Genomic DNA, 20,832 nt, shown 5'->3' with positions numbered 1-20,832 from the left:
CAACAGCGATGAGCGGCGGATATGATCTCACCGTCGCCCGTACGGATTGGGCCGACCGGGTGGCGATCGGCACCTCGATCGCGTGCCTGCTCCATTGCGTTGGGCTACCGCTGATCGTTGCCGCGCTGCCGGCCTTGTCGGTGGTCGTGGTGCCTGAAAGCTTTCACCTGTGGGTGCTGGCGGTCGCGATCCCATTGGCGCTGGTCGCATTGTGGCAGGGGCGCGCACGCCACAGAAGACGCTGGCCACTGATCGTGGGCGTGGCTGGCCTCACCTTGCTGGCGGCGGGCGCCCTTGCCTTTGATCACGACAGCGAAGTGCCTGCCACGGTCGCAGGCAGCCTGGTGCTGGCCCTGGCACACATCTCCAATTGGCGCTTGCGACAAGGCCAGCCTGTCTGACCATATCGCGCCACCGCCGCTCCTTTGCGGTGGACAGGCGCCGGCGCCATGACCCAAAGCTTTTCCGATTGGAGGGCGGCCCTCCCGGGGAAGCGGACACGTGAAAACGCGCGGCTGGTTGTTGATTTCTGCCCTGATTGCGGTGGGCGCTAGTGCCCAGACGTATCAGCCCCGCGAAACGTTCGCGCCATTCGACATGGGGCAGCCGGTCAACCGTTATCGCAGCGGCAACGGCCTGCCCGGGCCAGATTACTGGCAGAACCGCGCCGACTATGCGATCCGCGCGACGCTTGATCCCGTTGCCAAGACCATCACCGGCTCGGTTGACATCAGCTATACCAACAACAGCCCCGACACGCTGGATGTGCTGTGGCTCCAGCTGGACCAGAACCTCTATCGTGTCGGCTCACGCAGCGGACTGGCGCTGGGCGGAGTGCCGCGCGCCTCGACAGAGGGGATGACCCTCGACGCGGTCTCGGTCGAGGTGAACGGGCGCAAAACCGGTGTAACCCCGTTCGTGACGGACACACGCGCCCAGTTCCGGCTGGCGCAGCCATTGGCCGCTGGTGGCAAGGCGACAATCCGCATTCGCTATCATTACCTCATCCCGGCGGAAGCATTTGGCGGCCGGACCGGATGGCTGACCGGCAAGTCGGGCGACATCTTCTCGATCGCGCAATGGTACCCGCGCATGGCGGTGTATGACGACCTGCGCGGGTGGGACACGCTCCCCTACCTCGCCCAGGAATTCTATCTCGAATACGGCGATTTCGATTACTGGATCACCGTGCCGTCCGACATGCTCGTCGCCGGATCAGGCGAGCTTCAGAACCCGGGCGAGGTGTTGACCGCGCAGCAGCGCGAACGGCTGGCACAGGCACGAGGCAGCGACCGCACGGTGCTGATCCGCTCACCGTCGGAGGTCACGGCTCCCGCTACCCGGCCGCGGACGGGCGGCACGCGGACCTGGCACTACCGGATGGAGAACACCCGCGACGTCGCCTTCAGCGCGTCGGCCGCGTTCGCCTGGGACGCGGCGCGGATCAATCTGCCCGGCGGCAAGTCGTCCATCGCCATGTCCTTCTACCCGCCCGAATCCCAGGGCCGGGATCGCTGGGGCCGCTCCACCGAGTATCTGAAGGACTCGGTTGAGCGCTTTTCTGCGAAGTGGTTTCCGTATCCCTGGCCGGCAGCGGTCAACGTAGCGGGGCCGGCGGCGGGCATGGAATATCCCGGCATCGTGTTCGACGGGATCGATGACGCCGGCAAGGAGCTGTTCTGGATCACCGCGCATGAAATCGGGCACAGCTGGTATCCGATGATCGTCGGCTTTGACGAGCGGCGGCACGCCTGGATGGACGAAGGTTTCAATACCTTCATAGACATCTACCAGTCCGATGAATTCAACCGCGGCGAATACGGCCCCAAGCGCGACAGCGAGTTCGCGCCGGGCGGCGGCAACCCGGTGGACGAGGTACTGCCCGTGCTGGCCGACCCCGACGCGCCGCCGATCCTGTCACGGTCGGACACTGTGACGGAGAAGTATCGCCACCCCGTCACGTACTTCAAATCGGCCCTGGGGCTGAAGCTGCTCCGCGAGGAGATCATCGGGCCAGAGCGCTTTGACCCCGCCTTTCGCCGGTTCACTGCCGCCTGGGCATTCAAGCATCCCAAGCCCGCCGACTTCTTTCGCGCGATGGAAAGTGAGGCGGGCGAGGACCTGTCGTGGTGGTGGCGCGGCTGGTACGCCAACAACTGGCAGATGGACCTGGCCGTCGCGGGGATCGAGCGCGCCAAATCGGGCGAGACACTGGTGCGAGTCACCGCGCGCGACAAGCTGGTCATGCCGGCGACGTTGCGGGTCACCTATGCCGGCGGGCGGAGCGTCGACCTGAAGCTGCCGGCCGAAACCTTTATCCGCCAGCCGACCACCCTGATCCTGGTACCGGCAGGACGCGTGATCCGCGCCGAACTCGACCCCGACCATCACCTGCCCGACCGTGACCGCAGCAACAACGCCGGGGTTGTGAGATAAAGGCAGGTTTAGGACGAGGCACCCGAAATGGGTATGTCAGCCCTGTGTCATTGATCGCCCGCCTGAAGCGCTTCCTCAGCGAAGAGGAATGGGCCTATGCGCCCCATGAGGAGCCGACGATGCCGGGGTCGCCGGGGTCGCCCGAGCATCCGCACGCGCGGCGGGTGGCCTATGCGGCGGTAGGCGTACTCCTGGGGCTGACGGCCGGCTTCGGCAATGCGCTGGTATCGGCTAACACGACGACATTGGCAGGGGCGCTGGGGCTGGACCCGGCGGAGATTGCGTGGCTGCCGACGGTGTTCGTGATGACAAATGTCAGCATCAACCTGCTGCTGATCAAGTTCCGCCAGCAGTTCGGCCTTCGCCCCTTCGCGCTGATCTTTCTTGGCCTGTATGCGATGCTGACGCTCGCGCACCTGTTCGCGCACAGCTTCACGACGGCCGTGCTGGTGCGGGCGGCAAGCGGGATGGCGGCGGCGCCACTTTCCACCTTTGCCCTGTACTATATGATGCAATCGGTGCCGGCTCGGGCGCGGCTCCGCGGCGTCGTGCTTGGCATCGGCGTGCCGCAATGCGCGACGCCGCTCGCCCGGCTGTTCTCGCCAGACCTGCTGGCCATGAGCCAGTGGCGCACCCTGTACCTGTTCGAACTTGGCCTGGCGATCCTGAGCGTCGCGGCGGTGCTCGCGTTCCGATTACCCCCCACGGTCCGGCGCAAGGCGTTTGAGCCGCTGGACTTTGTCACCTTCGCCTTGTTCGCGGGCAGCATGGGGTTGTTCGCGGCGGTGCTGGGGCTGGGCCGTATCGTCTGGTGGACGCAGGCGGCCTGGATCGGCTGGGCCCTGATCATCGCGATCCCGATGCTCGCGCTCGCCCTCCTGATCGAAAGCGGCCGCGCCAATCCGCTGCTCAACACCCGCTGGCTGGCTAGCGCAGACATCATCCGCTTCACCGTGGTGACGGTCATGGCCCGGATCGTCCTGTCGGAGCAGACGGTGGGCGCTGTTGGCCTGCTGAACGCGCTGGGGCAGAACAATGACCAGATGCAGACGCTGTTCGCGATCGTGGCAGCTGCGTCCGTGGCGGGCGTGGTGCTGAGCGCTGCCACGCTGGACGTCGAGCGGCCCACTCATCCGATCATGCTCGCTGTGGGACTGGTGGCGATCGCCGCCTTTATCGACAGCCATGCGACCAGCCTGACACGGGCACCGCAATTTTATGGAACGCAGGCGCTGATCGCCTTTGGCACCACCTACTTCCTCGGCCCCGCGCTGTTGTTTGGCCTCAGTCGGGCGCTGAAGGAAGGGACGGGCCACATCATCAGCTTCATTGCGCTGTTCGGCATCATCAATTCGATCGGCGGTTTGGGCGGCACCGCCCTGCTCGGTACCTATCAAATCGTCCGGGAGAAGGCGAACAGCGCCGCCATCGTACAAGCGATCGACCCCACCGATCCGATCGTGCAAGCGCGTTTGCAGGCGGGCTCTGCCGGGATCGGTCGCGTCGTGGGCGACCAGGCGTTCCGCACGGCGGAGGGGGGCGCCCTGTTGTCGCAAACCGCGACACGGGAAGCCAATGTGCTGGCCTATGACGATGTTTTCCGCATGATCGCGTTGCTGGCAGCGCTGACTTTCGCCTATCTGTGCGTGCTCTTGGTGCGTCGGACGGTCCGTGCGCGCCGCAAAGGAGCGGCATGACCGACGTTCGATCGCCTGTGTCCGCGGAGTCGGTTTCGGATGAAAAGCTGGCGGAGGAACAGGCCGTCACCGGTGCGCCCGCCGGATCGGGCTGGCGTCCCCCTGCCCTGTCCCATCGCGCCGTTGCGGTCATCACGATCCTCGCCGTTGCGGGGATCGCCGCCGTCCTTGCCGCGTGGCGCATCGGCCCGTTCGCGACTGCGTACGAGAGCACCGACAACGCCTATGTCCGCGGCCGGGTCACGGTAATCGCGCCGCAGGTGTCGGGCTATGTCACCCGCGTGCTCGTTCCCGATTTCGCCACGGTGAAGACGGGGCAGCCGCTAGTGGTGATCGACCAGCGCATCTACGCCCAGCGCGTCGAGCAGGCACAGGCGCAGGTCGAGGGACAGGCTGCAACCCTCGCCAACGCGCGCCAGGCCGCCGCCAGCCGCCGGGCAAGCCTTGGTGCGCAGGAAGCCGCCGTGGCCAACGCGCGCGCCCAGTTGCTGCGGGCGCAGGCCGACATGGCGCGCGTCAACGATCTGGTGGCCGATGGTTCGGTGTCGCTGCGTGAGCGCGACCAGACACGGGCATCGCTGCGCCAGGCCGAAGCGGCAGTGGCGCAGGCGGAGTCGGCTCGAGAGATTGCCCGGCAGGACATCCGCACGGTGGAGGTCGGCCGCGGCGGGCAACAGGCCGGTGTGTCGGGTGCGGAGGCCGCGCTGCGGCTCGCCCGCATCGATCTTGCCAACACGGTGGTCCGCGCGCCGGAAGCCGGCCGGCTCAGCGAAGTGGGCGTCCGCGTCGGCCAATATGTCACAGCCGGCTCCCAACTCCTGTTCCTGGTTCCGCCGGAAGTGTGGGTGATCGCCAACTACAAGGAGGCGCAGACCGCTCATATCACGGTCGGCCAGCGCGCCAGCTTCACGGTTGACGCGCTGGCGGGCGCACGGCTGACGGGACGGGTGGAGCGCATTTCCCCGGCGGCGGGCAGCGAGTTCGCGGTACTGAAATCCGACAATGCCACCGGCAATTTCACCAAGGTGCCGCAACGAATCGCCGTCCGGCTGCGCATCGATCCCGGCCAGCAGCTGCGGACCCGGCTGCGTCCGGGCATGTCGGTGGTCGCCCGCGTGGATACCGCGGGTGCTGTCGCTCCGTGACACGCCGCTTTTCGGCATCGCTGTTACTGGCGGCCACCCTGGGCGGCTGCGTGTCGCCGGGCCCGCGCGTGCCGAAGCCAGTGGCCGCGGCCGTCACGCCCCCGGCGGCCTGGCGCACGGACCTGCAGCCGGGCGGCCCGGTTACCGCCGATTGGTGGACCGGGTTCGGTGACCCGGCGCTGACCGCGCTGGTTGCGCAGGCTCTGGCGAACAATGTCGATATCGCCATTGCGGCCGGGCGTGTGGAAGAAGCCCGCGCTGCCGAAGCCCTATCGCGTGCGCAGCTATCACCGCAAGTCGGGGGCTCGTTGCCTGAAACCCAGGGGCAAACGCTCAGCCCGTTCGGCACGCCATCGCGCGCGATCGGCACGCAGCCGGTCATCACGGCCAGCTACGACCTGGACCTGTTCGGGCGCCTCCGCCTGGCCAGCCGCGCCGCCCGCGCGCAATTGCTCGCCAGCGAGGGCGCCCGCGACACGGTAAGGCTGGCAACGGCGGCGAGCGCGGCAAGCGGCTATGTTGTCCTGCGTGCGCTGGACCAGCGGCTCCAGATCGCGCGCGAAACCCTGGCCGCGCGCAGCGACGCGCTGCGTATCGCGCGTCGTCGGTACGAGGCCGGCTATTCATCCAGGCTCGAATATCGCCAGTCACAGGCGGAATATGCCTCCACGCAGCAGTTGGTGCCGGCCGCCCACCTTGCCATCACGCGGCAGGAAAATGCGCTGTCGCTGCTGGTCGGCGACGTGCCTGGCCCGATCGCGCGGGGCGTGCCGATCAACCGCCTGAGGCTGCCCGCCATTCCGGACGGCCTGCCTGCGTCGTTGCTCCGCCAACGACCCGACATCTTCCAGGCGGAGCAGACCCTGGTCGCGGCGGATCTGTCGCTCGACAGCCAACGCGCAGCCTTTCTCCCCAACATCGCCCTGACCGGGTCGGTCGGGCTGGTCCTGTCAACCGCGTTGAGCAACCCGGTGGGCGTGTTCTCGCTGGGGGCGAGCGGGCTCGCGCCGATCTTTGATGCGGGACGGCTGCGCGCGCAGGAGAACGCCGCCACCGCGCGGCGTGATCAGGCGGCGTTTGCCTATCGTCGCACCGCTCTTAGCGCTTTTCGAGAGGTCGACGACGCCCTGGCAGGCGTGCAACGCACGGGCGAGCAGGCAACAGCGCTCGTCGAACAGGTGAACGCGTCGCGCGGGGCGCTGGAGAATGCCCGCAACCGATATCGCGCGGGATATTCGTCGTACATCGAACAGCTCGATGCGCAGCGGTCGCTCCTCACCGCGGAGCTGTCGCTCGTGCAGGCCGAGAGCGATCAGCTGACCAGCTTCGTAACCTTGTACCAGGCGATGGGCGGCGGTTGGCGGCCCGGAACACCCCTGTCGCCAGCCACGGATGCCGTATCGCGGCCGTGATCGGCAACGGCAGGCGCCGACCTGTTCGGGCATCAACATGGCTGCATGAACCTGACGGGCGGATCGAAGCGTTGCGCGTCGATGCTGGCATACCTGCGAACCAACCTTGGCCACCTGTCGCGGGCCATGGCGGCCTTTGCTGCACATCCGCTGATCCAGTTGGGCGTTCTGATCGCCTGCGTTCTATGGCTGGCATTGGGAGGCGGTGAGAATGCGCTGGCGTCGACTCTGACCATTGGCGGGTTCGTCCTGACCCAGATGGTGCTCAACGAGCAGCGTCGCCGCGACAAGGCACTGCACCTGAAGATTGACGAGCTGATCGTGGCAGTTGCCGGGGCCCGGAACGAGGTGGCGGGCGTGGAGGGCGCGGCCGAGGACGAAATCGAGCGGCTACGAGCCGAACTGCCGGCAGCAAGAAGCTAGTTGGGCGATCTTTCTTAGACGAGCAGATGCTGTGCTCCTGCGTGCCCTCACGCCCGCCAATGGAGGACTTCCCGCTCTATGGCTGGCGCACGCAGGCGCCAACAATGTGCGCCGCTGCCATCTCTGCGCCATCGGCCCCCCTGAGCTGCTCGGCAAACCCGCCGGCTGCCCTCGCATAGCTCGGCTCGTTCAAAACCTTCCTGAGGGCATTGCGAAGACTGCGGCGGGTCATGCGCCGACGCGGCACCACTACCGCAGCGCCCGCCGCCCGCAGCCGGGCCGAGGTGCCTGGCTGTTCGAACGCAATCGGCACAGCCACCATCGGCACCCCGGCCGACAGGCAATCCAGGACGGTGTTGAAGCCGCCGTGGACGATCGCCGCGCGGGCATGACGCAGGACGGCACGCTGAGGCCAGAATGGATGCACCAGCGGGTCACCCGGCAGTGATCGCGCCTGCTCCTCGGTCAGAAGGCCGCAATGCGCAATCACCGCTCGCGCGCCAATCTCCGCACAGGCCGCCGCGATCATGCGCAAGGCGCCATACCGCCCGCCCTGCAACGTTCCCAGCGAACAGAATATGAGCGGTCGGCCATCATCGTGCGGCGGATCGAAGTCGCCCTCCTCCCTCGCGCGGAATGGACCGCACCATGCGATCGGCGGCGAAGGCAAGGATCGAGGGAAGTCCAGGCCTGGCGGACATTGCGCCACCGTCAGCAGCGGCGACAGCACCTGGGTGGGGTCACCGGCGATGTTCCACAATCGTGCATAGCGCCGCAGCACCCGCGTGATCGGGCTCATCAGGACGCCCGCCGCACGGTACACCCGGCCGATGCGTATGCGACCGCGGCGCGATGTGTCGGGCAACCAGCCGAGATAAGGCGGCGGCACAATGGGATCGGGATGCAGCGGAAGCCCGGTAATCACACCAACAAACGGCAGGCCAAGATGCCGCGCGATCAGCGCGCCCGCCGGCTCCGCAACATCGGCGAGCACTATTTTCACGCCCAGCTCGCGAAGGGCCTCCGGCGCCTCCCGACACAGCATGTCGGACAAGCGCGCGGTGGCGGCGACCATCCTGACCGTGCCCACCAGACCGGTCGCCCCGCCAAGGACCCTGACGTATTCGCGCAGCGCGCCGGCCGGATAGTCACGCGCGCCCACCGCCCGAAAACCTGCCGTGGAACCCTGGATCAGCGCTCCCGCATCCGCGGCATGGACGAACGTCACCCGACAGCCACGATCGTGCAAGGCGGAAGCCAGGGCAAGCAGCGGGTCGATATGGCCCCGCACCGGTGAGGTGATCACGCCGATGTGCAGGCCGGGTTCGCCATGTCCGGTGTGGGTGGTGGCGCGAAACATACGCCAGCCTACACGCTAACAACGGCTGCGCATCCATCTGCATCAACCGGATGGACTGCCCTTATGCGATGGCAGCCCATCCGCGTCAGGGTCAAACGTTGGCGACGACCACTGCCCGCGTGTTCAGATATGCTTCGAGCGCTTCGGGCCCACCCTCCGTGCCATAACCGGAATCCTTGATGCCGCCGAAGGGCAGCTCCGCCGAACCCGCAGCCGGCGTGTTGACCCACAACATGCCGACTTCGACCCGTCGCGACAGCAGGTCGGCATTGGCGAGCGAGCGGGTGAAGGCATAGCCGGCAAGGCCAAAGGACAGCCGATTGGCTTCGGCGATCGCCTCGTCCAGCTGGTCGAAGCCGCGGATGCCTGCGACCGGGCCGAACGGCTCATCATTGAACAAACGGGCTTCCAGCGGCACGTCGGTCAGCACGGTCGGTGCCCAAAAATTGCCGGTGTCGCCGATCCGCTCGCCGCCGGCGAGCACGGTCGCCCCGCGCGCCACCGCGTCCTGCTGAAACTCCGCCATGGCCGTCAGCCTGCGCGGGTTGGCGAGCGGCCCCATCTGCGTATCCGCGCTCATCCCGTCCCCGACCTTGATGCCACGGGCGAGCTCCGCCATCGCCTCGGCGAACTGCTGCTTCACGCTGTTGTGGACGAGGAAACGCGTGGGCGAGATGCAGACCTGACCAGCGTTGCGGAACTTGGCGCTCCCCGCGCTCTTCACCGCCAGCGCCACGTCGGCATCCTCGCACACGATCACCGGGGCGTGGCCGCCAAGCTCCATCGACACCCGCTTCATGTGCTGCCCGGCCATCCCCGCCAGCAGCTTGCCGACCGGGGTCGAGCCGGTGAAAGTGATCTTGCGGATGATGGGGCTAGCGATCAGATATTCGGAGATTTCGGCAGGATTGCCGAACACCAGGCCCAGCACGCCTTCAGGCAGGCCCGCGTCCTGGAACGCCCGGATCAGCGCCGCTGGGCTGGCGGGCGTTTCCTCGGGTGCCTTGACGATCATGGAGCAGCCCGCGGCCAGCCCCGCGCCGATTTTGCGCACAACCTGGTTGATCGGAAAGTTCCACGGGGTGAAGGCGGCGACCGGCCCGACCGGATCCTTGATCACCATCTGGCGGATGGCGGGATTGCTGCGATGGGGAACAAGACGGCCGTACACGCGGAAGCCCTCCTCGGCGAACCATTCGATGATGTCCGCGGCGGCCAGCGCCTCGCCCTTCGCCTCGGCGAGCGGCTTGCCCTGCTCCTGCGTGAGCAGCTGCGCGATGTCGCTGGCCCGCTCGCGCATCAGGGCCGCCGCCTTGCGCATGATCTTGCTGCGCTGCGCCGGCATGAAGTCGCGCCAGACCTCGAACCCGCGCTCGGCGGCGGCCAGCGCACTGTCCAGGTCCGCGGTTCCTGCATGAGCGACGCGGCCGATCTCGGCACCGGTTGCAGGATTGCGCACCGGAAGCGACCTGCCGTCCGCGGAATCGCGCCATTCGCCGTTGATAAAAAGCTGGGTGTCGCAATAGGTCATGAGTGAACTCCACAGGGCGCGCATGGGCGCAATCTCGTGGCGCAAAGATGGGAAACCAACCAGAGGCGACAAGCACTTGTAATCGGAAACGTTGGTGAACCCGGTGGGATGTTCATATCTGAAACGCGTTTTCATGGTATGTTGCGTTAGCCCGGCCGCTCTGCTGTAAGGTCCGACAGAACGGCACCGACCGTACGGCTGACTCGTCAGTTGCGGTGAGCCGACGGAGCGGGAGAGAAGAGTTGGTCAGGTTCGTTGGCGGAGCGGTTCTGGTCACGCTGCTGACCACTGGTTATGCGTCGGCACAGACCAGGGTGCCTGGCGATCGCTACGCCGATGATCCCTCGGGCATTGTCGCGGATCCCTGCCCTGTTCATCCGAAGCCCAGCGACGGCGAGGGCTGGCAGATGTGGAACCTCCGCATGCTGACCCGCGACTATGGCCAGCTGTGCCGGTACGCCGCCGACAACCGGGCATTACGCGAACGGCCACGCGTCGTGTTCATGGGTGACTCGATTACCGATAACTGGATCAACCTTGACCGCGCGTTCTGGACCGACGGTCGCGTTGACCGGGGGATCAGTGGGCAGACGACGCCGCAGATGCTGGTCCGCTTTCGCCAGGACGTGATCAATCTTCATCCACGCGCGGTGCACATAATGGCCGGCACCAACGATGTCGCCGGCAACACCGGCGCCGCGACGATCGAAACGGTCGAGGGCAACATCCAGAGCATGGCGGAGCTGGCCCGCGCCAACGGGATCAAGGTGATCCTCGCCTCCATTCCCCCGGCTGCAAGCTTTCCCTGGAGCCGCGACAAGAAGCCGATGCCACAAATCGCGGCGCTGAACGCCTGGATCAAGAGTTACGCCGCCCGCAACCGCTTTACCTGGGTCGACTACCACCCGGTTCTTGCGACGGCAGAGGGTGCGATGAAACCGGGGTTTGCGAGCGACGGGGTGCACCCGACAGCCGCAGGCTACCGCGCAATGGAGCCGGCCGCGATCGACGCGATCCGCCGCACATTGGGGCGCGGAGCATGAGTCAGATCAACCGCCGCGGCTTCCTCGCCGGCACCGCCGCGCTTGCCGCCGCTCGCGGGGCGCTCGCCGCCAGCCCGATGGGCACGGTCCGCGGGCCCGTCCAGCCGACCTGGGACTCGCTCCGCCAGCACTATCGGTACCCCGACTGGTTCCGGGACGCGAAGCTGGGCCTGTGGGCGCATTGGGGGCCGCAGTCGGTGCCTGCGCAGGGCGACTGGTATGGCCGGTTCATGTACATGCAGGGCCACCCCGTGTACGAACACCACGTCCGTACCTATGGCCACCCATCGGTGTTCGGGATGAAGGATATCCAGAACCTGTGGCGCGGCGAGCGCTGGGATCCGGCGGCGCTGATCGCGCGCTACAAGCGGGTCGGGGCCAAGTATTTCATGGCCCTCGCCAACCATCACGACAATCTCGACTGCTATGACAGCCGCTACCACCCGTGGAACTCGCTGCGGGTCGGGCCGAAGCGCGACGTTGTCGGCATCTGGGAGCGAGCAGCGCGGCGGGCGGGGTTGAAGTTCGGGGTGTCCAACCATTCCGCGCATAGCTGGCACTGGTATCAACCCGCCTATGGCTATGACCCGGTCGGTCCCAAGGCGGGAGTTCGTTACGATGCCTATAGCGTGAACCGTGCGGGCGGGCGCGGTCAGTGGTGGAACGGGCTCGATCCCCAGCAACTCTATACGGGCCGACACATGGTCGTGCCCGACGGGATCAACTCGGTCGAGGCGATGAACGCTTGGCATGACGCGCATGACGGGCAATGGATCGAAACGCCGCCGCCGGGCGACGCGGCTTACGTCACGCACTGGCTGCTGCGCCAGGCGGACCTGATGGCGAAGTACAAGCCCGACCTGTGCTACATGGACGACACCGGCCTGCCGTTCGGCCCGGTCGGGCTCGAAGCGGCAGCGGATTACTACAACCGCTCCATCCAGTGGCACGGCAAGGTGGACGTGGTGCTGACCGGCAAGAAGCTGCAACCACATGAACTGGGCGGCATCGTCGAGGATGTCGAGCGCGGCTTCAGCGACCGGTTGCGCGCCGAACCGTGGCAGACGGACACCTGCATCGGCGACTGGTTCTACAACGTCGCCCGGCTGAACGACCGCAGCTACAAGACGGCGGAGGACGTCATCCAGCGGCTGTCAGACGTGGTGTCCAAGAATGGCAACCTGCTCCTTTCCATCCCGATGCCGGGCCATGGCGCGCTCGACAGCGAAGAGGAGAAGATCCTCGACGACATGGAGCGCTGGATTGCGATCAATGGGGAAGCGATCTTCGCGTCGCGGCCGTGGCGCATCTATGGCGAGGGTCCGACCCGGCCCGTCGCGGGGATGAAGAACGAAGAAGCGGCCAAGCCCTTCACGGCGGAGGATGTCCGCTTCACGACCAGGGCTGGCGCGCTCTATGCCCAGTTTCTGAAGCCGCCTGGCGACGCCACGATCGCGGCACTTGCATCGGGTGCGAACGCCGGCGTGGTGGAGCGGGTCACGATGCTGGGCGGCGGCCCCGTGGCGCATCGCCAGGACGCGCGCGGGCTGCACCTTGGCCTGAATGGGCGCGCGCCGGGCGGCTTCGTGCCCGTGGTGCGCATCGACGGCCGGGGTATCGCATGACCGGACAGTTGGCCGTGCGGCGCGCGCCGCTGGTTCTGGTTGTCGCGTTATTCTTCCTGTGGGGGGTCGCCAACAACCTCAACGACGTGCTGATCGCGCACTTCAAGAAGCTGTTCACCCTCAGCGACCTCGGGGCCGGACTGGTTCAATCGGCCTTTTACCTCGGCTATTTCTGCCTCGCGATACCGGCGGCTTTGATCATGCGGCGCTTTGGTTATCGCGCCGCGGTGCTGCTGGGATTGCTGCTATATGCGGCCGGCGCACTGATGTTCCTGCCCGCTGCAGCGTGGCAGAGCTATCCCGCCTTTCTGCTGGCGCTGTTCGTGATCGCGAGCGGCCTCGGGTTCCTTGAGACGTCCGCCAACCCGCTCGTGGCCCGACTGGGCAGCGAAGACACGGCCGCACGGCGACTAAACCTGGCGCAGGCGTTCAACCCGCTGGGGTCGATCACCGGCGTGCTGATCGGTCGCACCTTCATCCTGTCGGGCGATGCCGCCCCGGTAACCTCCGCAGCCGGCCGGGCATCGGAGGCGGCCGCCGTACAGGGTCCGTACCTGGTGATTGGGCTGGCGGTGCTGGTCTGGGCGCTGCTGATCCGGGTGACGCCCTTTCCTGCTGTCGCCACCGAGCACGACGTGGAGGAAGGCGTCGGTGCCGCATCCGACTTCGCGGCCGTGTTGCGCAATCCCCGCGTGCTGGCCGGCGTGATCGCGCAATTCTTCTATGTCGGCGCGCAGGTCGGCATCTGGAGCTTCCTGATCCGCTACAGCGAGGTGGCCGTGCCCGGCACCAATGAGCGGACGGGGGCGGACTACCTGACCGCATCACTGGTGTTGTTCATGGTGGGCCGCTTTGCCGGCACCGCGCTGATGACACGCTTCTCCCCCACGCGGCTGCTGGCCGGGTTTGCCGGAGTGGGTCTGATGTGCGGGCTCGTCGCGGCCGTGGTCGGCGGCGGCATCGGCATCGCGGCGCTGGTCGCCTCCAGCTTCTTCATGTCGATCATGTACCCGACCATCTTCGCCGAGACAGTTGAGGGCCTGGGAGCCCGCACCAAGTCAGCCGCGGCGTTGTTGGTGATGGCGATCGTCGGGGGCGCCGTTTTCCCCGCCGTCATGGGACTTGTGTCCGATCGCGCCGGGTCGATCGTCGTCGCGATGATCGTGCCGGCCATCTGCTTCGGGGTCGTACTCGGCTTTGCGTTGCTGGCGGAACGGCGGCGGGCGTGATCGACGCGCACGTCCATGTCTGGCGGATAGGTGAGAATGGCTTCAGCTGGCCGCCGCCGTCTCTGAGCGCGATCCACCGCCATTTCTCGCTGCAGGACTGGCGCAAGGAAACAGCGCCGGTTGCCGCCGAGGGTGTCATCCTGGTGCAGAGCCAGGAAGACCCGGCCGATACCGCCTGGCTGCTGGAGTTGGCCGATCGCGACCCGGCCGTCCTTGGCGTGGTCGGCTGGACAAACTTGGAAGCGCCAGACGCCCCGCAGGCCATCGCCCGACTGGCAGGGCATTCGCGGCTCCGCGGCCTGCGCCCCATGGTACAGGATTGCGCCGCCGACTGGTACGACAATGGGGCGCTGGAACCCGCCTGGGCCGCGATGGAGCAGGCCGGACTGGTCCTCGAAGCGCTGATCCGTCCGGCCCACCTTTCCAGCCTCAATCGCCTGGCCGCGCGTCACCCGGAACTGGCCATTGTCATCGATCACGCGGGCAAGCCTGATCCGCGCGCGCTTGAGGGATGGCGCCGCGACCTGTCATCGATCGCCGCGCGGCCGCAGGTCCGCTGCAAGCTGTCGGGCCTGCTGACCGAACTCTCGCCTGACATGCCCGCCGGCGCGATCGAACCGATCGTGTCGGTCCTGGTCGACCTGTTCGGCACCGATCGACTAATGTGGGGAAGCGACTGGCCCGTCCTTACCCTGGCCGGCAACTATGCAGGATGGCTGGAGCAGGCCCGCCGGTTGGTTCCGCCCTCCCTTCACGACGCGGTCTTCGGTGGCACGGCGCGGGCGACCTACGGCCTGACCCGATGATCCAGCTTCCCCCACTTGGCATGGGCTGTGCCGCCATTGGCAACCTGTATCGGTTCGTCGATGACCAGCTGGCCGATGAAACGGTTGCGGCCGCGCTCGCCAACGGCATCTCCTATTTCGACGTGGCCCCGCATTATGGCTTCGGTCTTGCCGAGGAACGACTGGGCCGCGCGCTCGCCCGGCACGATCCCACCCAGCACGCGATCGTCTCGACCAAGGTCGGACGCCTGCTCACATCCACCGACAGCGATGCGGTCGAGCGGCACGGCTTTGTCGGCGCGCCGCCGCTCGAACCCGTGTTCGACTACACGCATGACGGGGTGCTGCGCAGTCACGAGGCGAGCCTCGCCCGGCTAGGCCGCGACTGGATCGACATCCTGTTCGCGCATGATCTTGGCACGGCTACCCATGGTGAGCAGGCAGCGCAGCACCTCCGCGACTTTCTCGATGGCGGGTACCCTGCCCTGCGGCGCCTGCGTGACGAGGGTGCGGTCGGCGAGATCGGGATCGGCGTCAACGAAATCGCGGTCTGCCAGGATCTGCTCGACCGTGTCGAGCTTGACGTCGTCCTGCTGGCGGGCCGCTACACCTTGCTCGAGCAGGATGAGGCGGCGCCCCTGCTCGAACGATGCGAGCGGCTGGGCACGCGGATCGTGATCGGCGGCCCCTACAACAGCGGCATTCTGGTCGAGGGGAGCGCACGCGCCGCCGCTAGCCACTTCAACTATGCCCCGCCCCCGCCAGAGGTGATCGCCCGCGTCGCACGGTTGGAACAGGTCTGCGACACCTATGGTGTGCCGCTCGCCGCCGCCGCGCTGCAATTCCCGAAGCGCGCGCCGGCGGTGGCCAGCGTCATCCCGGGCCTGGTCGGCCCCGATCAGGTCAGGGCCACCATGTGCCTGGCCGCGCGAGCGATCCCCGACACGCTTTGGGACGATTGTCACCTAGCGCTTCAATCACAGCCTAATCTGGAGACCGCACCATGAGCGGACGCCTGGCGGGAAAGACCGCCCTGATCACTGCCGCCGGCCAGGGCATCGGCCGCGCCACCGCCGAACTCTTCGTTGCCGAGGGCGCGCGCGTGATCGCGACCGACATCGATGCGGGCAAGCTGGCGGGACTAGCGGGAGAGACACTGGCGCTCGATGTACGCGATGCGGCGGCGGTCGCTACTTTACCTCACACCACGGGGCCGATAGACGTCCTGATCAACGCGGCGGGCTTTGTTCACAACGGCACCATTCTCGACTGTGACGAGGCTGACTGGGCCTTTTCCAACGAGATCAACGTCACCGCCATGTACCGCACCATCCGGGCGTACCTGCCCGCAATGCTGGAACGCAGCCGCGGCAGCATCGTGAACGTTTCCTCCATCGCCAGCTCGGTCAAGGGCATCCCCAACCGCTTCGCCTATGGTGCAACCAAGGCTGCGGTGATCGGGCTGACCAAGGCGGTGGCGGCAGATTTCGTCGCGCAAGGCGTTCGCTGCAACGCCATTTGCCCCGGCACGGTCGATTCCCCTTCGCTTCAGCAGAGACTGCACGACACGGGCGACTACGCCAAGGCGCGCGCGGACTTCACGCAGCGTCAGCCCATGGGCCGACTGGGACGGCCCGAAGAGGTGGCCGCCCTGGCCCTATACCTCGCCAGCGATGAAGCCGCGTTCACGACGGGCCAGGCGCACATCATCGATGGCGGCTGGATCAACTGACATGACACGCCATGTTTTGATGCTCGACCTGGTGGACGATCCCGCCCTGATCCAGCGCTATGAAGAATGGCATGCGGCAGGCGAAGTCCCCGTCGCGGTGGTCGCAAGCATCCGGCAGGCCGGCATCGCCGCCATGCAGATCTTTCGCAGCGGGCCGCGGCTGGCGATGATCCTGGACGTCACGGCCGATTTCGACCCGGCGGCAAAGGCTGCGCGCGATGCGGCCGACCCTGACGTTCAGGCGTGGGAGCGCCTGATGGACGGCTTCCAGCAACCGCTTTCCTGGGCGAAAGCCGGCGAGAAATGGACGCCGGCCGCGCTCATCTTCGATCTGGCGGCGCAGCCCTAGCGCGCCTCCAGAGCGCGAGCGATTGCGGCGCGCGCGACTGGGGCCATGCGGGCATATCCAGCACGCAGCGGGTGAACGCCATCGGTCGTCAGGTCCCGCTGCATCAGGCCCTTGTCGTCCACCAGCACGGAATAATAATCGGCATAAGCATAGCCGCGCTGCCGACAGAACTGCCGCAACCAGCCGTTCAGCGATCGCAAGGTCGCAGGATCACGCTCCTTCACCACGTCGCGTGCCGACTCCGTGTAGTTGTTGACGGGCAGGATCGACCCGAACACGACCTTGATACCGTGGCGGTCGGCAAGGTCCGCCATGGTTTCCCAATTGGCCTCGATCTGCTCGGCCGTTTCCTGCTGCAGGAAGCCCTGGACGTCGTTGATGCCGGCCAGGATAACCACAGCGGCGGGCTTCAATGCGATTACATCCTGGTGAAAGCGCAGGATCATCTGCGCGGTGACCTGGCTGCCTATGCCGCGATTCACGTAATGGCTGTCCTGGAAGTAGCGCGGCAGATCCCAGCGGTCGGTGATCGAGTCTCCCAGAAAGACGACGCGCTGCTCCCCCGGCTTTGGCGCGCCCAGGGCACGGTTGGCAGCGGCGTACAGGTAACGCTCTCCGAAATCCTGCATCAGGCTTGGGACCAGCTTCGCTCGGAACGGCCCCAGCCACTGCCCCCAGTCACGCTCCACCACGACCCGCCGCTCGGGCGAGCTTTGGTACACTGACTCGGCACTATGACCCTGGTCAGTCGCGGCGCCTGAGTCGGCGGTTCTGGCGGGCGAGGAAGCAGACAGGGCGAGCGCCGCGACAGCTACCGGCATGGCCAACACGCTGCTCCGCATGCGTCGTCACCTTCTTATCACAGCTAGGCAGCGGGTTTTGCCGCCGTTATCGCGCCAGCCTAGCGTAATCGCTGGTGCGATCAAAATTCATATATGAATAGCGTTGCTGTTGCGCTAATGAACGTGACGGGCACCAGTGCGGCTAAGCCGACGGAGATGTCCGGCGAAGGATCCGGCCACGCTTGGCTGGTCCGGCTCAGCGGAGGTGAAGGACGAGGATGATGACGGGTTCAACGGCAGCACGTGGCTCGCGCGCCAACCTGAAGGCGACGGCCTCCCTGGCAGCGTTGCTGATGGCAGGATGGGCGGCACCGGGCCTTGCCCAGGATCAGAGCGGCACCGCGCCGACCCAGGCTCCTTCTCCGACGCCGGCGCCCTCGCCCGAGGGGCAGGACTCATCGACCGTCAACGCGACCACGGCGCCCAGCGGCGACCAGGGTGTTGTTGATCCCAACAGCGGCAACAGCGACGCGAGCGGTGGCGACGTGGTCGTAACCGGCGTCCGCGCCAGCCTCAGCTCCGCCCAGGGCATCAAGCGTAACGCCGACCAGATCGTCGACTCCATTGTCGCGGAAGACATCGGCAAGCTGCCGGACCGCAACGTCGCCGAGGCGCTGCAGCGGATCACCGGCATCCAGATCCAGCGCAACTTCGGCGAAGGTAGCTCCATCGCGATCCGCGGCCTCAGCCAGGTCCGCACCGAGATCAACGGCCGCGACGTGTTCACCGCCAACAACGGCCGCACGCTGAGCCTGGAGGATGTCCCTTCCGAACTGCTGGCCGGTGTCGACGTTTACAAGAATCCGGCGGCCAACCTGATCGAGGGCGGTATCGGCGGCCTCGTGAACCTGCGCACCCGCAAACCGTTCGACTTTGACGGGTTCAAGCTCTCGGCCAGCGGCAGCGCCAACTATTACGACCTGTACGACACCACCAAGCCGCAGGCGAACCTGCTCGTGTCCGATCGCTGGGACACCGGTATCGGCGAGATCGGCCTGCTGGTTGACCTGGCCTATCAACAGACGGCGTTCCGGCAGGACCAGATTTCCAGCCAGCCCTTTTACCTGCTCAACGACACCGTTGGTGCGAACGGCACGCCGGCCAATCCGACCGATTACGCCACCGCGCAGGGCCTGAACCGGGTGGGTAAGCCCACCTATCTGTCGCACGGCGTCGGGATCGGCCAGTATCTGGGTGACCGCCGCCGCTTTGGCGTCGATGCCGCGCTTCAGTGGCGCCCAACCGACACACTGGACCTTACCGCCGAATATATCCGCTCGGACTACAAGTTCCGCTACGGCGACTACAGCTACTTCGCGTACACCGGCGACAACCCGATCACGCCCGATTTCAACCAGCCGTTCACCTATGACAAGGACGGCAATTTCCGCAGCGGCACTTTCGTCAACGTGCCGACCAACGCGAACACCAGCCTGGAACAGCGCAAGTCGGTCACGAGCGATTATTCGCTGAATGCGAAGTGGCGGCCGACCGACCGGCTGACCGTCAACGGCGACTTCCAGTACATCCGCGGCACGACCGACGGGCAGCGCTCCATCGTGATCCTGGCCTCCACCGCCGAGCGTCTGAACACGGCCGTTGGCAACGGCGTGCCGACGATGATCATCACGCCCGACAACAACCCCGCCAATGGCAACGGCCTGGTCGATGACCCGGCAAACTACGCGTCGGGTGGAGGCTATCTCGATCATATCGAGCACTCGGTGGGCACCGAATATGCGGGTCGGCTGGATGTGGACTACAAGTTCGATAACAGCTTCCTGCGATCGATAGCCGCGGGCGTGCGCTACACGGACCGCTCCGCCGTTACGGACAGTTCGACCTACGCCTATTACGGGCTGACCCGCGCGCTGTCGCCCGACCTGTACCAGACCCGCCTGTTCCGCGGTGACCTGTATCGCGGGTTCCAGGGCGTGCCGGACGGTGTGACATTCTTCAACCGCGACGTCGTGCTCGACTATGACGCCACGCGCCAGGCACTCGCGCCCTTTGTCGACCCCTCGCAGCAGCAGGCATTGCTGAACGGCGTCGGCTATGTGCCAAGCGACCGCAACACGCAGGGTGAGAAGACCTACACCGCCTATGGCGTGGTCCGCTTCGGTACCTCCGGTGCGGTGCCGATCGACGGCAACATCGGCGTGCGCGCGGTCAAGACCAAGGTGAACACGTCAGGCTTCATCGGCTCATCGGCCCAGGTCCAGACGGGCGTGGACACCGCCGGCCAGCCCGTCTTCGGCAACGGCCCGATCGTGTACAACGCACTGACGGTCGATTCGAACTACACCAAGTTCCTGCCGAGCGTGAACCTCAACTTCCACTTCACGAACAAGCTGCAGTTGCGCCTTGCCGCGTCAAAGGCGCTGACCCGGCCCGGCTTCGACCAGCTGAACCCGAACATCATCATCTACGAAAACAACCCGACCAACGGCCAGCGCACCGCCACGACCGGTAACGCGAACCTGCGGCCACTGACGGCCGACCAGGCCGACGTCAGCCTCGAATATTACTTCTCGCGCACGTCCTCGGTGTATGCGGCGGGCTTCTACAAGAAGGTCGACGGCTTCATCGCCAACGTCACCGCGCCGGAAACCTACACCTTCGGCACGAACAGCTACACCTATCAGGTCACCCGCCCGCTGAATGGCGACAACGGCAAGATCAAGGGCTTCGAGGTCGGCGGCAACACCTTCTTCGACTTCCTGCCCGGCTGGCTGTCGGGCTTCGGCACCCAAGCGAACTTCACCTATGTGGACAGCAAGGCGCCCTCCCCCGACGCGCAGGATACCACCGGTGCGCAGTTGACGGTGCCGTTGGAGCAGTTGTCCAAGTACAGCTACAACCTGATCGGCTTCTACGACAAAGGCCCGCTGTCGGCACGCGTCGCCTACAACTGGCGGTCGAAGTACGTGGTCACCACGCGTGGCAACGGGTCGGGCAACCTGCCGATCTTCAACGATGCGCGTGGCCAGCTGGACGCGTCGATCACCTATACCATCGCGCCTCATTTCGCGATGACGGTGGACGGCACCAACCTGACCAACACCGAGAACCGCACCTATTACGGTGTAGCGAACCGGCCGCAGTCGTCGGTGCTGAACGATCGCCGGATCAGCGTCACCGCCCGTCTGACCTATTGAGGCCTACGCTTCATCATTTCTCCCCCTTGGCCGGAGCTTGCGCTCCGGCCTTTTTTGTTCAGGCT

Annotated in this window: 17 protein-coding genes; 14 read left to right on the top strand and 3 right to left on the bottom strand. The window is 66.3% G+C overall.

The features are described 5' to 3' along the window. The first annotated feature begins 8 nt into the window (after positions 1-8). From FHS94_RS12255 to FHS94_RS12230, 6 genes are all read left to right on the top strand, one after another. The gene (locus FHS94_RS12255) at positions 9-401 is read left to right on the top strand and encodes a MerC domain-containing protein (RefSeq protein WP_184058238.1); all 393 of its coding nucleotides are present in this window, start codon (positions 9-11) and stop codon (positions 399-401) included. Between the two features lie 100 nt (positions 402-501). Then, positions 502-2,436, top strand: coding sequence for a M1 family metallopeptidase (locus tag FHS94_RS12250; RefSeq protein ID WP_343055273.1), 1,935 nt, complete (start codon positions 502-504; stop codon positions 2,434-2,436). Between the two features lie 44 nt (positions 2,437-2,480). After that, positions 2,481-4,133 (top strand): MFS transporter, encoded by a 1,653-nt coding sequence (locus tag FHS94_RS12245; protein WP_343055272.1) that lies wholly within the window; start codon positions 2,481-2,483, stop codon positions 4,131-4,133. Further along, a complete protein-coding gene (locus tag FHS94_RS12240; RefSeq protein ID WP_184058236.1) occupies positions 4,130-5,278 on the top strand; it encodes an HlyD family secretion protein in 1,149 nt (382 codons plus the stop codon). The genes FHS94_RS12245 and FHS94_RS12240 overlap by 4 nt, the downstream gene beginning before the upstream one ends. After that, positions 5,275-6,690 carry an efflux transporter outer membrane subunit gene (locus FHS94_RS12235; protein ID WP_184058234.1) on the top strand — a complete coding sequence of 472 codons (1,416 nt, stop codon included), beginning with the start codon at positions 5,275-5,277 and terminating at the stop codon, positions 6,688-6,690. The genes FHS94_RS12240 and FHS94_RS12235 overlap by 4 nt, the downstream gene beginning before the upstream one ends. 81 nt (positions 6,691-6,771) lie before the next feature. Then, entirely contained in the window at positions 6,772-7,113 is a 342-nt protein-coding gene (locus tag FHS94_RS12230) for a low affinity iron permease family protein (protein ID WP_221234743.1), read from the top strand. A gap of 76 nt (positions 7,114-7,189) precedes the next feature. Here the strand turns inward: FHS94_RS12230 and FHS94_RS12225 are convergent, their stop codons facing one another. Both FHS94_RS12225 and FHS94_RS12220 read right to left on the bottom strand, forming a co-directional pair. Beyond that, the gene (locus FHS94_RS12225) at positions 7,190-8,473 is read right to left on the bottom strand and encodes a glycosyltransferase (protein WP_184058230.1); all 1,284 of its coding nucleotides are present in this window, start codon (positions 8,471-8,473) and stop codon (positions 7,190-7,192) included. A gap of 91 nt (positions 8,474-8,564) precedes the next feature. Beyond that, positions 8,565-10,004 carry an NAD-dependent succinate-semialdehyde dehydrogenase gene (locus FHS94_RS12220; RefSeq protein ID WP_184058228.1) on the bottom strand — a complete coding sequence of 480 codons (1,440 nt, stop codon included), beginning with the start codon at positions 10,002-10,004 and terminating at the stop codon, positions 8,565-8,567. Between the two features lie 242 nt (positions 10,005-10,246). Here FHS94_RS12220 and FHS94_RS12215 point away from each other — a divergent pair, with 242 nt between their 5' ends. From FHS94_RS12215 to FHS94_RS12185, 7 genes are read left to right on the top strand one after another with little or no spacing between them, the layout of a single operon-like run. Beyond that, positions 10,247-11,047 carry an SGNH/GDSL hydrolase family protein gene (locus FHS94_RS12215; protein ID WP_184058226.1) on the top strand — a complete coding sequence of 267 codons (801 nt, stop codon included), beginning with the start codon at positions 10,247-10,249 and terminating at the stop codon, positions 11,045-11,047. After that, the gene (locus FHS94_RS12210; RefSeq protein WP_184058224.1) at positions 11,044-12,672 is read left to right on the top strand and encodes an alpha-L-fucosidase; all 1,629 of its coding nucleotides are present in this window, start codon (positions 11,044-11,046) and stop codon (positions 12,670-12,672) included. The genes FHS94_RS12215 and FHS94_RS12210 overlap by 4 nt, the downstream gene beginning before the upstream one ends. Next, the gene (gene fucP, locus FHS94_RS12205; protein ID WP_184058222.1) at positions 12,669-13,901 is read left to right on the top strand and encodes an L-fucose:H+ symporter permease; all 1,233 of its coding nucleotides are present in this window, start codon (positions 12,669-12,671) and stop codon (positions 13,899-13,901) included. Before FHS94_RS12210 ends, fucP begins: the two co-directional genes overlap by 4 nt. Beyond that, positions 13,898-14,707: an amidohydrolase family protein gene (locus FHS94_RS12200; RefSeq protein WP_184058219.1), complete on the top strand. Its 810-nt coding sequence runs from the start codon at positions 13,898-13,900 to the stop codon at positions 14,705-14,707. Before fucP ends, FHS94_RS12200 begins: the two co-directional genes overlap by 4 nt. Beyond that, positions 14,704-15,693, top strand: coding sequence for an aldo/keto reductase (locus tag FHS94_RS12195; RefSeq protein ID WP_184058216.1), 990 nt, complete (start codon positions 14,704-14,706; stop codon positions 15,691-15,693). Before FHS94_RS12200 ends, FHS94_RS12195 begins: the two co-directional genes overlap by 4 nt. Further along, positions 15,690-16,418 (top strand): SDR family oxidoreductase, encoded by a 729-nt coding sequence (locus tag FHS94_RS12190; protein WP_184058214.1) that lies wholly within the window; start codon positions 15,690-15,692, stop codon positions 16,416-16,418. Before FHS94_RS12195 ends, FHS94_RS12190 begins: the two co-directional genes overlap by 4 nt. 1 nt (position 16,419) lies before the next feature. Then, positions 16,420-16,767 carry an L-rhamnose mutarotase gene (locus FHS94_RS12185; protein ID WP_184058212.1) on the top strand — a complete coding sequence of 116 codons (348 nt, stop codon included), beginning with the start codon at positions 16,420-16,422 and terminating at the stop codon, positions 16,765-16,767. Here FHS94_RS12185 and FHS94_RS12180 read toward each other — a convergent pair. Then, entirely contained in the window at positions 16,764-17,609 is an 846-nt protein-coding gene (locus tag FHS94_RS12180; RefSeq protein ID WP_246348594.1) for a GDSL-type esterase/lipase family protein, read from the bottom strand. The two genes, FHS94_RS12185 and FHS94_RS12180, sit on opposite strands and share 4 nt — an antisense overlap. A gap of 221 nt (positions 17,610-17,830) precedes the next feature. Here FHS94_RS12180 and FHS94_RS12175 point away from each other — a divergent pair, with 221 nt between their 5' ends. Further along, positions 17,831-20,767 carry a TonB-dependent receptor gene (locus tag FHS94_RS12175; protein ID WP_246348593.1) on the top strand — a complete coding sequence of 979 codons (2,937 nt, stop codon included), beginning with the start codon at positions 17,831-17,833 and terminating at the stop codon, positions 20,765-20,767. Positions 20,768-20,832: the final 65 nt, after the last annotated feature.

The sequence above is a fragment of the Sphingomonas aerophila genome (assembly GCF_014199305.1).
Taxonomy (GTDB): Bacteria; Pseudomonadota; Alphaproteobacteria; order Sphingomonadales; family Sphingomonadaceae; genus Sphingomonas; species Sphingomonas aerophila.
Note: the sequence above shows the minus strand (reverse complement) of the source record. Positions and strands in the feature narration are given on the sequence as shown.